This window comes from Bradyrhizobium sp. 26S5 (genome assembly GCF_036923295.1).
In the GTDB taxonomy this organism is placed as follows: Bacteria; Pseudomonadota; Alphaproteobacteria; order Rhizobiales; family Xanthobacteraceae; genus Bradyrhizobium; species Bradyrhizobium septentrionale.
The window spans coordinates 99,297-111,752 of the sequence record NZ_CP145949.1 but is presented as its reverse complement, the minus strand read 5'-3'; the positions used below and the strand labels follow the sequence as shown (position 1 = coordinate 111,752).

General features: G+C 61.1%; 9 protein-coding genes and 6 pseudogenes. 6 read left to right on the top strand and 9 right to left on the bottom strand.

Annotated elements, in window-relative coordinates; all coding sequences use genetic code 11:
- Positions 1-19: 19 nt before the first annotated feature.
- The 4 genes and pseudogenes from V5279_RS46090 to V5279_RS46075 form a co-directional block, all read right to left on the bottom strand.
- Positions 20-367, bottom strand: a pseudogene (locus V5279_RS46090) (ATP-binding protein); the annotation flags it as partial.
- A complete protein-coding gene (gene istA, locus V5279_RS46085; RefSeq protein WP_422389058.1) occupies positions 364-1,896 on the bottom strand; it encodes an IS21 family transposase in 1,533 nt (510 codons plus the stop codon). The gene istA (V5279_RS46085) and the pseudogene V5279_RS46090, both read right to left, overlap by 4 nt.
- Positions 1,897-2,198: 302 nt before the next feature.
- A pseudogene (locus V5279_RS46080) lies at positions 2,199-2,923 on the bottom strand (ISNCY family transposase); the annotation flags it as partial.
- A gap of 123 nt (positions 2,924-3,046) precedes the next feature.
- Positions 3,047-4,456 carry a DUF2130 domain-containing protein gene (locus V5279_RS46075; protein ID WP_338702091.1) on the bottom strand — a complete coding sequence of 470 codons (1,410 nt, stop codon included), beginning with the start codon at positions 4,454-4,456 and terminating at the stop codon, positions 3,047-3,049.
- 474 nt (positions 4,457-4,930) lie between these two features.
- Here V5279_RS46075 and V5279_RS46070 point away from each other — a divergent pair, with 474 nt between their 5' ends.
- On the top strand, positions 4,931-5,197 hold the full coding sequence (locus V5279_RS46070; RefSeq protein WP_338702089.1) for a hypothetical protein: 267 nt from the start codon (positions 4,931-4,933) through the stop codon (positions 5,195-5,197).
- Positions 5,198-5,230: 33 nt separating this feature from the next.
- Here the strand turns inward: V5279_RS46070 and V5279_RS46065 are convergent.
- Positions 5,231-5,411: pseudogene (locus tag V5279_RS46065) on the bottom strand (DUF3606 domain-containing protein).
- 109 nt (positions 5,412-5,520) lie between these two features.
- On the opposite strand from V5279_RS46065, the gene ligD reads away from it, so the two are divergent.
- Both ligD and V5279_RS46055 read left to right on the top strand, forming a co-directional pair.
- Entirely contained in the window at positions 5,521-6,441 is a 921-nt protein-coding gene (gene ligD, locus V5279_RS46060; RefSeq protein WP_338702087.1) for a non-homologous end-joining DNA ligase, read from the top strand.
- Entirely contained in the window at positions 6,441-6,608 is a 168-nt protein-coding gene (locus V5279_RS46055; protein WP_338702084.1) for a hypothetical protein, read from the top strand. Before ligD ends, V5279_RS46055 begins: the two co-directional genes overlap by 1 nt.
- A gap of 49 nt (positions 6,609-6,657) precedes the next feature.
- On the opposite strand, the gene V5279_RS46050 is transcribed toward V5279_RS46055, so the two are convergent.
- Positions 6,658-7,272, bottom strand: a complete 615-nt coding sequence (locus V5279_RS46050) for a cell envelope biogenesis protein TolA (protein WP_338702082.1) — start codon at positions 7,270-7,272, stop codon at positions 6,658-6,660.
- Between the two features lie 139 nt (positions 7,273-7,411).
- Between V5279_RS46050 and V5279_RS46045 the strand changes: the two are divergent.
- Positions 7,412-7,954 (top strand): annotated as a pseudogene (locus V5279_RS46045) (DNA ligase); the annotation flags it as partial.
- 72 nt (positions 7,955-8,026) lie between these two features.
- Here the strand turns inward: V5279_RS46045 and istB are convergent.
- On the bottom strand, positions 8,027-8,890 hold the full coding sequence (istB, locus tag V5279_RS46040; protein ID WP_166107168.1) for an IS21-like element helper ATPase IstB: 864 nt from the start codon (positions 8,888-8,890) through the stop codon (positions 8,027-8,029).
- A complete protein-coding gene (gene istA / locus V5279_RS46035) occupies positions 8,890-10,389 on the bottom strand; it encodes an IS21 family transposase (RefSeq protein ID WP_166309211.1) in 1,500 nt (499 codons plus the stop codon). Before istA (V5279_RS46035) ends, istB begins: the two co-directional genes overlap by 1 nt.
- 158 nt (positions 10,390-10,547) lie before the next feature.
- Here istA (V5279_RS46035) and V5279_RS46030 point away from each other — a divergent pair.
- Positions 10,548-11,028 (top strand): annotated as a pseudogene (locus tag V5279_RS46030) (hypothetical protein).
- A pseudogene (locus V5279_RS46025) lies at positions 10,961-11,158 on the top strand (hypothetical protein); the annotation flags it as partial. The pseudogenes V5279_RS46030 and V5279_RS46025, both read left to right, overlap by 68 nt.
- Before the next feature lie 127 nt (positions 11,159-11,285).
- On the opposite strand, the gene V5279_RS46020 reads toward V5279_RS46025, so the two are convergent.
- A complete protein-coding gene (locus tag V5279_RS46020; protein WP_338702080.1) occupies positions 11,286-12,449 on the bottom strand; it encodes a YiiX/YebB-like N1pC/P60 family cysteine hydrolase in 1,164 nt (387 codons plus the stop codon).
- Between the last annotated feature and the right edge of the window lie 7 nt (positions 12,450-12,456).

The following is a 12,456-nucleotide window of genomic DNA, read 5'->3' as shown; positions in this document are numbered from 1 at the left end:
AGCAGTATGAATCGGACTCGGGTGGACCGAACAAGAGCAAATTGGCGCCGGCCTTCAACCAGGCGTCGCCAGCGGCGAGCGCCATCGCCTGTGCCTTTGATAGCATCGGCACGCTTTCGAAGTCGAAGGTGGCGAGCGTCTTGCCGGCGGGCAAACGCGCTTCCACCATGTGTCGCTCGATCCGACGGCGGGTGCGATCGGCCGCCTCGTGCTCGGCAAGGGCGGCGAGGAAGCGGGCGGCAGGCCACCCTTCCTTGTCCGACTGTGCGGCGAGCTTCGGCCAGATCGCCTTGACGCCCGGCAGGCGGAGCTCATTGAGAAGCAGCTCGACACGGGCAGCATCGACGGAGGTAGCGATACCGGTCATGCTGCCTCTCCCAGGTTCGAGCGGCCCGACATGACGCTGACGGAGGCGAGTTCATCGTAGACGTCGAGCGGCGCCAGCTTGACGGCGACACGCGGGATCGAGGCCGCCTCGGGTCGGAAGCGGTCGCGCAGCGCGGCAAGATCGGGTAACTGTCCGGCGTCCAGATCCATCGCGATCACCTCGGCGAGTTCTGCTTCGCAGGCGCGCTCGTGAGCCAGCGCCAGAAGCTCGACCGTCACCTTGCAGGCGCGCCGGTCATCACCATGCTCCCGCAAGGTCTCGAACAGACGTTTGTAAGCTGCACGCGGGAAGAGTTGGTCGCGATAAACGAGATTGAGGAGCGCCATCGGCTTGCGCCGCAGGGCATGGATGACGTGCCGGTAATCCACAACATGACCGCCCTGGCTCTCGGACACAGGCCGACCGCGCCGCAGCGTCACGACCGGCGTGACGCCAAGGAAGCATTCGAGCCGGTCGTCGAAGATGCGCACACGCAGGCGATGGCCGATCAATCTTGAAGGCACGGTGTAGAATACGCGCCGCAGGATGAAGCCGCCTGACGACGTCACCGGGATCACTTTCTCCTCGAAGTCGGTCGTGCGGCCTTTTGGCAGCGGCGCCAAGGCCTCCTTCTCGAGCGCGATCGGCTTGGCGAGGTTGGCGTTGCGCCGGCCGACAATCTCGTCGACAAAAGCCCGGTACGCATCGAGACTGGCGAACTCGCGCGTCCCCCGCAGCAACAGCGCATCTTCCAGTGCCCGCTTGAGATGGCCGTGCGCGCTCTCGATCGAGCCGTTCTCATGTGCGATGCCCGCATTGTTGCGCGTTGGCGCCATGCCATAGTGGCCCATCAGCCCGGCGTAGCGCTGCGTCAGATCCCCCCGTGCGTCGGCGGCCAGATTGCGGAATGCTGCCGACAGGCTGTCGCTGCGATGCTCCCGCGGCACGCCGCCAAGCGCCCACAGCGCGTTCTGCAAGCCCTCCGCCAGGGCGACGAAGCTTTCGCCGCCGAGCACGACATGGACATGCTCGAAGCCGGAGAACGCCAACCGGAAGTGATAGAGCCGGTGATCGAGCGGCTCACCCGCGATGGTAATACCGAGCGCGCTCACGTCGGTGAAGTCGGACAGACCCAGGCGGCCGGGCTCGTGCTGCTGGCGGAAGATCACGTCCTGTTCGGGGCCGTTGAGCGCCCGCCAGGCGTTGATGCGCCGCTCCAGCGTGCGGCGGATGTTCGGGTTCAAGTCATGATGCCGTCGGCGCAGCTCGTCCAGCACGCCGATCACGCGGATGCCGGGCGCAGCCTTCAGGATCGGAACGATCTCGGCGTCCCAATACTGCCCGAGCGGATCGGACCGGCGCCGGCCCCTCGGCGTCTTCTTCTGCGATGGCGGGCGACAATCGCCCTCGATTCGATACGCGCTTGCCTTCGAGAACCCCGCCTTGGCCGCGGCGGCCTCGGGGGACAGTGTCAGTCGGTAGGTCATGTACAGCCTCATCTGGTGGTCGGTGATGTGGAGGCCAGGCAAGGCATCGATTCCCTCTTGTCGAGACGAACCAACAGCTTGCACCAGCCGCACCCGGCCGCCAGACGGGTCCAAAAACGCGCGACGCCGATGGGGACGGTCCTCCGGTCGGGCTGCGCCCTCCCTTCGGTCCGTCCCCATCGGCGCAGTCTCACCTTGATTGTCGCTGGAGTCTCACCCTGATCGCCGCCGCGCAGCCCGGCGAGGAGGGCGCACGGACGCGAAGCTGGCCGGGGTTGCGCAGCGGCCGGGCGCCCGGATGAGAGCCCCAATGCCAGCGACGGCGACTGGTCGACTTGCGGGTTTTAGCCCGCCTTGAACAAGCTCGGACCTTGGCCACGTCTTCGCGGAGCCTTCTGGCTGCGGCTGAAGTCGAGCAGCTTCTGCTGCTCGGCAAGTGTACGCCAGAACCGACCCTAACCGCTTGTTCTCGACGATCTCCGCCTGGTCGACTTGTCGCACCTTGTCGAACGTCCGGTAGGGCGGCGCACGGCCCCTGTGCTTGATCACAAGCCGCCCGTCCGGATGGTCGAACACGGTGACGCGCTGGCGGGCGAGGGTGCTCGTAATCTCGTTCGGCTCGAGGATGAACAGCATCTTGTCGTATTGCAGCGTCAGACTCTGCGATACCGTGCGCTCTTCCTTCCAGGCAAAGGCATCATCGACGACGTCGTGCTCAGTCAGCGGTCGATGCACGTCCTTGTCACTGAAGGGAGGCTTCGCAAACCGCCGATTGTAGCCTTCCATGAACGCGGGCAAAAATGCGTTGCCGGCCTCGATGGTTGAGATTCCGGCCAGCCGCATCTCCTTCAACAGACGATCTTGCAGCGTTCCATTGGCTCGTTCGACGCGACCCTTCGACTGCGGAGCGTTGGCACAGATGATATCGATGTTGAGCTAGTGCAACGCCCGGCCAAACTGGGTCATGCCGTCACCCCCGGGCGCCCCGACCCTTGTTTACCCGGAACGTCGCGTGCTTATCCGAGTAGAATGCGACCGGCTTGCCGTAGCGCTGCAAATAGGCGCGCGTCGCAGCTCTTCTAACGGTGGTCTATTGCTCGCATAACATAGATTATGGAATATATTCCTATTTCCCGAAAGTACCATGCTTCTCTTTAACGTAAACAATCGAATCTGCCTGGCCTTGGTTGCCTCACTCCGCGGCTTCAGCAGGTGAGCTTTTCAGCTCCGCAAACTTCGCGGCCATGGTCGGATTGCCCCGGGTCAGCTTCTTGATCGTCACATCCTGGGCCTTGTCGTTCGCGAGGCGCAGGTTGCGGTCCGCGCCGATCAACGCATCCTTCGTCTTCTGCAGATGATCGATGGACTTATCGATCTCAGCGATCGCCGTCTGGAAGTGCCTGGAAGCAAGATCGTAGTTCTTCGAGAATGCAGTCTTGAACGTCTCAAGCTGGCTCTCAAACTGAGTGATGTCGATATTCTGTGCCTTCACGAGCGCGAGCTCGGTCTTGTACTTGAGCGAGTTGATTGCCGCATTCCGCAGAAGCGTAATCATCGGCAGGAAGAACTGCGGCCGGATGACATACATTTTGGGGTAACGGTGGAAGACGTCGACAATGCCAGCGTTGTAGAGTTCGTTGTCCGGTTCGAGCAATGAGACCAGGATGGCATACTCGCAGCCCTTCTCGGTCCGATCCCGGTCAAGCTCCTTAATAAAGTCCTCGTTCTTGCTCTTCGATGCGGTTTTGTCGCTTTCGTTCTTCATCTCGAACATGATCGAGATGATCTCTGTACCTGCCTCATCCGCGTCGCGGAAGATATAATCGCCCTTGCTGCCGGTCCGCGCGTCGTTGTCCTTCTCAAAATAGGCCCGCGGAAAGGCCATCGCCCGCACCCGGTTGAACTCGGTCTCGCAGTGCTGTTCGAGGGTCTCGCCGACCATCTTGGTCGACAGACGGGCTTTCATATCCTTCAGCCGCTCGATCGCGTCATCGCGATCCTTGATTTGCGTTTCGTACTTGTCCTTTAGCGATTGCTCGGAGAGCTGCTTTTCAAGCTGGACCTGCTTGATCCCGTTTTTCAGCTCATCGCGCTCCTTCTCGATGGCGCCGACCGCTTCGGTAACCGCGAGCTTCTTTTCAAGCTCGACAGCCTGGAGCTTGGCCTTGAGCTCTTGGATTTCTTTCTCCTTGGCGGCCGAGATTTTGTTCTGCTCGCTGGCCAGGAGCGCTTCGGCAAGCTCCGAGGCCGCTTTCTTTTCCCGCTCGGACTGGGCAAGCGCGTTCGCGAGCGTGTCACGTTCCTTTTCCACGGCACTGAGCGCTTCCGTGACAGCAAGCTTCTGAGCGACCTCACTTCCCTCAAGCTTGGACTTCAACTCCTGAATTTCGGCGTCTTTGGCCGCCGCTGTCTTCTGCAGATCGTTGCTCACCTGAGCCTTGGCCAGTTGAACAGCGCTCTGCTTGTCACGCTCGGCCAGTTCCAACCGTTCGTGGAGCTGCTGGGCAAAATCGGCGTCACGGACCTGCTTCAGAATATCCACGTAACCAGACTCGTCGACCTTGAAGGCCTTGTCACAGTGGGGACAGATGATCTCGTGCATGTTTCCTGTCCGCATCGGGTCAACGGCTGTTGTTATTCAAAACGTGGATACGAGCTGGCGGAATCAGCCTGCCTGCCATGAGAACAAAATTAGAACGCGCCCGTTTGGTGGGTCAAGCCAGAAGCAGCGGTTGTGCGCATTTTGCCTTGGCAATCCCCTACTTTCAGAAGCGCCGCACTTTCAAGCGCTAAAGCAGGTGTTTGAGCGCGCCGCCGCACGCCGCGAATGCCCCCCCAGGCCGAGCCCTGGCCGTGATGCAATGCTTGGTTGGCGCGGTGTACCTGCGCGTATTCGTGCTGCGCGAGCCCGTGACGGCCCGATCGCTGCGTCCTCGGCTAGAGAACCTCCTGTTGCGGGCGGGACGGAACACGTGGAAAAGCATCTGCCCCGGCGATTTCGAATCCCTGCTCTGTGTTAGCAGCCGGAACGAATCGAGGGTTGCAAGGATTCGTCCCGCGCGGAGGAGCGATCTTGATGCTGATGACCAAGGAGAGGCGGGCGGCGATCCGCACGGTCCGGGGGTGGGCGATAGCCGTGCTGCAGGAGGCAGGCGCGATCCGCGAATGTGAGTACCACGGCTGGATGCAGGACCGCGCAGATCCACACGCCCGTCAGCGGGCGCTCGAAATCGCTGTCCAGGATCCGCCATCGGGTCTTCCGCCCGAGGCGGCCGCCTGCGCGGTGACCGAGGTCCTGGACTCGATCGGCGACACCTGCCCCGAATGCCTGCCCGAGGTCTAGGCAATCCGCTGGACATTCGACGCGAGCAAAGACCTAGCGCCCGAGACGCTTCTCGACGCGCTTCCGGCTGTTGCCGACCTTTTTGACAGCTTTCTTGACCGCTGATGCCGACCGCTGTCTTCTTGGACTCGTACCCCACTTCATACTTTTCCCCGCCGGCCACACGGGCCCAGTCCTGCTTGCGCCCGCGCGCCGTCTTCTTCGCTGCCGCCATCGGCTCCTCCCGTCGGACTTGACAACAGACCAACGCAGCAAAGGATTCAGGGGTTCCGGAACGATTCCAACTGTGTCAGTTTGAATCAGCTGTTGCGTGGAGTGCTTGCGTGGCGTTTCAGCGTAAGAACCCGGCGGCCATCGGCGTCAAGGCGCCCTTCCCCGGCTTCATCGAACCGGCCCTAGCGACCTCGATCGAGCGGGTACCGTCCGGCAGGAGATGGATTCACGAAATCAAGTTTGACGGCTACCGGGTCCAGGTCCACCTGGTCAACGAGGCGGTCAGGATCTTTACCCGGCGTGGCCACGACTGGACGCACCGCTTCAAGAAAGTCGCCCACGACGCCTGGCGCATCAAAGCCAGCTCCGCGGTCATCGACGGCGAGATCGTCGTCCCCGCTGCCGATGGTAGCACCGATTTCTCGGTGCTGCAGAACGAGCTCAAGGGAAAGTCCACCAGGATCGTGCTGGCGGCGTTCGATCTGCTGTATCTGAATGGCCGCGATCTGCGGAAGCTGCCTCAATTCCAGAGGAAGGCCGAGCTGAAGAAGATCGTCGATGGCACCGACGTCCAGTTCAGTGAAGGTTTCGAGATCGACGGTCAGGAGATGTTCGCGCACGCCTGCAAGCTCGGCCTGGAAGGCGTGATCTCAAAGGTGCGAGACGGTGCCTATCCAAAGGGCCGCACAAGCGATTGGGTGAAGAAAACGTGTGTCCAACGCGAGACACTGACGATCGCCGGCTTCGCACTCGACGAGGGAAAGTGGGACGGCATCTATGTCGGCCGCCGCAAGGGCAACGATCTCGTCTATGCGGGAAAGGTCGACCACGGCTTTGACAAGACTTCCGCTGCAGATCTCCAGAAGAAACTTAAGCCGCTGATCCGAAAGACGCAGCCGTACACGAAGCGGATCGCACATAAGGGCATCTGGGTCGAACCAAAGCCGCTCGCCGAGATCGAATATCGCGCGAAGTCGGCCGAGGGAAAGGTCCGGCACCCATTCTACCGAGGCCTGCGGGAGGACTTGTGATGGATGCATTCGATTGCTTCTGGCAGTGGGCCAACAAGCCCCTGGAGGGTCATCTGACCATACCGGCCGAGCTGTATCAGGCCGTAATGGAGCTCGCTCCGGAGGACCGACGGGACCGCGCCGTCGTGAACCAGGCCGCAGCACACGTACGAGATTCCGAACGATGAACATCTGAAGTTGACCGCTGGACTTCACGCGTGGCTGTCGCCACAGAAACTATCTCCGCGCGCGCCGCAAGGCGGCTTCCAATCGCTTCTTCTCCTTATCCCAGCGGGTTTGTTCAGCCTGCGATCTGTTCTCAAGCGCCTCGATCTCGGCCTGGATGGCGGCGGCCCGCTTCGCGTGCTCCTGCTCGGCCTTGTCCAGCGCAGCCTGTGCCTTGTCGACCGCCTGCTGATGGCGTTCAAGCTCCTTCTGCCTGGCGGCCACTTCCTTGGCCCTTTCAAGCTCGCGGCGCCTTTGCTCCCGTTCGTAGGCGAGAGCGGCGTTCCGCTCCGCGGCCTTGTCGACGGGTCGCGACGGAGGCTTCTTCGGCTTTAAGCTTTTCGACTTGCGGGCGGCTTTCTTTGGTCCGCCGCCACCAAGATCGGTGGGCAGCTCGGCATGTTCGCCGAAAGGCCGATCGGTGCCAACCGGGCGCCTGAGAACGACACCGGGCTTTGCCATGGTCGCTGCAACAACGTCCGGATCGTCACTTTCCTTCGCCGCACCCTGATGGAAGAGATTGCTGTCGGCGCCCCACGCTTCCAGAGCCGCCTTCATCGAAGGAGCGGCGATCGCCAGATCGAAGAAGCCCAGCGAAGTCTGGTAGGTCTTCAGTTTTCTGGCCATCGGCCTAATCCGCCCCCGGGTCAATCTTCACCGTTGCGCACGCCCGGTGCCTGCGGAACACGATGCGGCCTCGAAGCGTTCCCTAATCCTTGAAGGACGTACATGCATTTCGCAACGCGCTTTTAGTGATGGGTCTCGAATGACCCGGACGTCGACCCTGCCCAAGCGCCTGCAGCCGATGCTCGCTACGCTCACCGACGCGCCGTTCGACGACCCCGGCTGGGTTTTCGAGGACAAGTACGATGGCTTCCGGATGATCGCGGAAATCCGGCGGGGCAAGGTTGCCCTCTACAGCCGCAACGGCAAGATCCTCAACCGCAGCTATATTGAGGTCGCCAAAGCGCTGGAGGACGTGAGGAGCGACGCCGTGATCGACGGCGAGCTCGTCGCAATCGGCAAGGACGGCGTCTCACATTTCCAGCTGCTTCAAAACGCGCTGCGCCATGAAGCGAAGCTCAAGTTTTGCGTCTTCGATCTCATGTTCGAGAACGCAGTGGACTTGCGCAAGCAGCCTCTCCTCGAGCGCAAGAAGCGGCTGAAGGTGATTCTGCCGCGCGACAAGCTGATCGCCTTCAGCCGTGACCTCAAAGGAGACGGTAAGAAATTCTTCGCCGAGGCCGAGCGGAAGGGTCTGGAAGGCATCATGGCGAAGCGCGCCGACAGCGCGTATGCGTCCGGAACACCTGCCAGCAGCGCACCGGCAGGCATGAAGAAGACGGATGCTGGCCGGCGTTCGAGACGCCGTAACCCGCTGTCAATCGGCGTTCGACTGGGACCCCCTATCGGCATCCAAAAGGGACCCCTTTGATCGGCGTGCTCTGCTGGTAGCGCTCGGGTCGTCGGAGCTGGTCGGGGTTGCGGAGACGGCGCGAGCGCGGGTTGTTTGAACATCGTCGCGGCTTTTGAATCGCCAGCTGTCGTTGCCGGTCTCGACGATGTCGCAGTGATGGGTCAATCGGTCGAGTAGCGCGGTGGTCATTTTGGCATCACCGAACACACTGGGCCATTCGCCGAACGCAAGATTGGTGGTGACAATGATGGAGGTGCGCTCGTAGAGCCGGCTGATGAGATGGAACAGGAGCTGACCGCCGGATTGCGCGAACGGCAGATAGCCCAGCTCGTCGAGAACGATGAAGTCCATGCGGGTCAGATGCTCGGCGAGCCGTCCCTGCCGACCGTTGCGGGTCTCGGTCTCGAGCCGGTTGACGAGGTCGACTACGTTGTAGAAGCGTCCTCTGGCGCCATCGCGGATGCAACTTCTGGCGATGGCAATGGCCAAGTGGGTTTTGCCTGTACCGGTGCCGCCAACCAGCACGACGTTGCGTTGTTGGGCGATGAAGCCGCCGCCAGCGAGATCATTGACGAGAGTCTGATTGATCGGCGTGCCGTCGAACTGGAAGTCGGCGATGTCCTTGGCGAGCGGCAGCTTGGCAATGGTGAGCTGGTATTTGATCGACCTGGCTTGCTTCTCGTTGATCTCGGCGTTGAGCAGGTCGCCGACAATGCGTTGAGGCTCGTGCTGGCGCTTGACGGCAGTTGCCATGATCTCGTCGAAGGCAGCCTTCATGCCGTAGAGCTTAAGTTCGCCCATGAGGTCGAAGATTTGGGTTCGTTCCATCAGATGGTCCTCCGGAGGTTGTCGTAGCGGGCACAATCGGCGATCGGTGCATGACGGAGCGTCAGTGCGGCCGGCGTCATGATGTTGGCCGGTGGGGCGGGTTCACGTTGACGGGCCAGGATATTGAGAACGACATCGGCGGAATGGACGCTGTGACTGAGCGCTTCGGCACAAGCCGCTTCCACCGCGGACAGACCGTCAGTCAGCACCGCGGTGAGGATGTCGACCATCTGCCGATTGCCATCGTCGGTGCTGGCCAGCTTGCGCCGGATCCGCTCGATCGCGGCCGGCAGCACCCAGTCTTTGAAGGGAGCACCGTTGCGCAAGGCGCCGGGTTTGCGGGCGAGCACCGGCACATAATGCCAGGGGTCGTAGACGGTATCGCCGCGGCCAAAGGATCGCGGGTGCTCGGCAACGATACGTCCATCCTGACGGATCACGATGCGATCGGCATAGGCTTGAACCTCGACCGGTCGTCCGACTGCACTGGCTGCGACCGAGTACTTGTTGTTGTCGAAGCGCACCAGGCAGGTCTTCGAGACCGATGCTGTCACCGCATGGAAGCCGTCGAAGCGGCCGGCATAGGGAACGAGTTTGGGGCGTTCGGCTTCGAACACGTCCCAGATCGTCTGATCGACCAGCTCCGGATGGCGATGAGCCTTGGCGTAGGCGATGCACTTGTCGAGCAGCCAGGCGTTTAACTCGTCGAGGTTTTTGAACCGCAGCCGCGGCGTGAAGAAGCGCTCCCGGACCAGCCCGACCTGGTTCTCGACCTGCCCCTTCTCCCAGCCCGACGCTGGCGTACAGGCGACCGGATCGACCAGATAGTGGCTGCACATCTGCAGGAAGCGGCGATTGTAGAGACGGCCTTTACCGACAAAGATCGTCTCCACCGCGGTCTTCATGTTGTCGTAGATGCCGCGGGTGCAGGTGCCTTTGAACAGGGCGAATGCCCGGTCGTGGGCGTCGAACACCATCTCCTGCGTCTCCCGCGGATAGGCCCGCACGAACAGCATGCGACTGTGACAGAGCCGAACATGAGCAGCCTTCACCATCACCGTGGTGCCGCTCAGCAGGACCACCTCGTGGCTCCAGTCGAACTGGTAGGCTTCGCCTGGTGCAAAGCTCAGCGGCACATAAGCCGACGCTGTCGAGGTGCCGCGTTCCTTGGTCCACCGTCGGGCGTATCGACGAACCGCATCATAGCCGCCGGCATAACCCAGGCCGCGGAGTTCCTCGAATAGCCGGATCAGCGTCAGCCGTTCCCGCGCCGCCTTGCTCTCATTCCCTGCCAGCAACCGATCAAGCTCGGCACTCCAGGCACCCATCTTCGGGAGCGGCTGCGTCTCGCGCTCGTACCGGAACTCCGTCGCTTGAGAACGAATGACCTTGCGAACCACCTTCCGCGATACGCCAAGTTCTCGGCAGATCGCCTTGATCGGACGACCATCAACAAAGTAGGCGCGACGGATCTTACCAATCGTCTCCACCACCAGCATCCCAACCTCGGCTTCCATGACTCGATGGAAGCCACTGTGGACCCTTATCCCGGGGTCCCGATTGGATGCCGATCACCCCGAAACGGGGTCCTTATTCCATGCCGAAACACAACCCGCTTCCATATCGCCGATCCGATCTCTTGCGACTGGATGTCCGGATGGCCCCGAAGTATCACCCTACGCCCCTGTCGGGCGGCGATCGAAAGGCTCTGGCGAAAGAGCTCGGCAAGGCACGCGCGATGGCCAACATCCTGTCCGCCCAATCGGCGGCGATGCGAGCCAAGGGCGAGGCGATGATCCAGCAAGCTGACAGGCTGCTTTGCGAAAGCTGGAACGAGCGGATGTGGAGCGACGGCGAGCCGATCGATCCATCGCCCACTATCGACCAGGCCGTGAATGGAGGCTTCCCCTGGGTGGGAGATCAGATGCGCCCGCTGCAAGACTCCGAGCGACGTCGACCTCGCGGCAATGAAGCATCCGCCGACCACCTTCGTGCACGATCTCGCCAGCCGGCTGCGCTGCCGCAAATGCGCCAAGGTGGGCCGGCGCCCATCTGCGACTCTGCTACAACGAACGCCTCTTCCTCAAGAAGCCCGGCCCGTCTCTTCGGCATGCGCTATCGCATGGCTTGCTGCATGACGGGGACCCTTACGGCCCTGATGCCGTCTACGCCTGCTGGCTGATTTTCCGGCTCTGCCTCATTCCCCTCTTTCCTTACCGGGAACAGCTACAGCTTCCCTTCGATAAACCAGCGCCAAGCCACCCTTAGAACCGCAGGCGGCAAATGCTGCATCCGAGACCGGGGATAGCGAAAAGACCGGCTCTTAATCGGTTGGCTTGCTTCGATCGCTTTCGGCAGCAAGCTTCCAACTGTGGAAATGGGCCGTTACCTATTGTCAGTCGCGCGTTGCAGACGGGAAAACCCTCTCCAGCACTTCGTTCAAAACGTTGAGCCTGGTATTGAGTTCGGAGACCGCCTCGTGGGTCATCCTGACCCATTCATCCCAAACGTGGGACTGGCCGACCGGATCAATCAGGATCGACGACCGGGAGACGATTTGGTCCTGTGTCGCCTTAATCATCCCTAGCGTGTCGGCCAAGTTCACGTCGGGGTCTGCCTTAAACGATTCTTCCAGCGAGTATCGCATGCCTTCATCGTCAATTGCCTGGGCGGCCTTCATCATCGCCTGCCATTTGCCCTCCAATAGCAATTCGAATGCAAGGTCATCGATAAATCTGACCTGTTCCCGTGCCTTGTTGGCCTCAGGATGATCGGGAAGCCGATTGGCCGCGATACAGGCAGAATTGATGAACGGCAGGCATTCAAAAAAACTGGTCGGCTTTTTAAGGGTGAGCGTCGGATACTGGGCGAAGAACTCATCGATGGGGACGGATAGCTTGGCATAGTAAGAATTCAACAACTTAGATTGACCTGCCATTGGCGATACCGCCCGGTCTCCATCCAGAGCACTCATTTCTTCGATGTTGCTGGGCGAAAGTACGCTTACGAAGACATCGGACGTGACATCGGCAAAGTGGGCCGATTTCTCCAGGGTAGCCGGCGTCGTCTTCATCGGATGGATCGATGCAAACTCTGGGGCGCCAGCGACCCGGTAAACGGCCGCCACCAGTGCCGAGCAAAACGTCTTATCATCGCCCGAATCCGATATCGGCACCCCGGGCAACACCGATCGCAGGGCCGCCTGCACGGAATATTCCTTCCCAAAGAACTTGAACGCTTCACTTGCGGCCGCGCGTGCGATGGCCTGATTGGGGTACCGAAGGACGCGCACATGCTTGAGGTCATGCACGAAACAATTCTGGGCGCTTATATTTGAGACACCATCCGCTAGCGCCTCAATAAGTGTAGGAAGCGCCGTGCAGATGAGAGCATGACTAAACTTGCCGCGGGTTACCTTCGCAATTATGTCCGACCTGCGTTTGCCCTTGAACGAGCTTGCTTCCGCATTACGCGTGAGAATGACATCACCAGGGCGCAGCTTCGTTAGGTCGGGTTTGAACACCCACAGGCCGTTGTATCTCGGGTTCTTCTCTTTCATCGTCTGC

Excerpts from the sequence above, each read along its gene's own strand:
- V5279_RS46075 (WP_338702091.1), bottom strand. The coding sequence starts at position 4,456 with ATGCACGAGATCATCTGTCCCCACTGTGACAAGGCCTTCAAGGTCGAC.
- V5279_RS46070 (WP_338702089.1), top strand. The coding sequence starts at position 4,931 with ATGCTGATGACCAAGGAGAGGCGGGCGGCGATCCGCACGGTCCGGGGG.
- V5279_RS46055 (WP_338702084.1), top strand. The coding sequence starts at position 6,441 with ATGGATGCATTCGATTGCTTCTGGCAGTGGGCCAACAAGCCCCTGGAG.
- V5279_RS46050 (WP_338702082.1), bottom strand. The coding sequence starts at position 7,272 with ATGGCCAGAAAACTGAAGACCTACCAGACTTCGCTGGGCTTCTTCGAT.
- istB (WP_166107168.1), bottom strand. The coding sequence starts at position 8,890 with ATGGAACGAACCCAAATCTTCGACCTCATGGGCGAACTTAAGCTCTAC.
- istA (WP_166309211.1), bottom strand. The coding sequence starts at position 10,389 with ATGCTGGTGGTGGAGACGATTGGTAAGATCCGTCGCGCCTACTTTGTT.
- V5279_RS46020 (WP_338702080.1), bottom strand. The coding sequence starts at position 12,449 with ATGAAAGAGAAGAACCCGAGATACAACGGCCTGTGGGTGTTCAAACCC.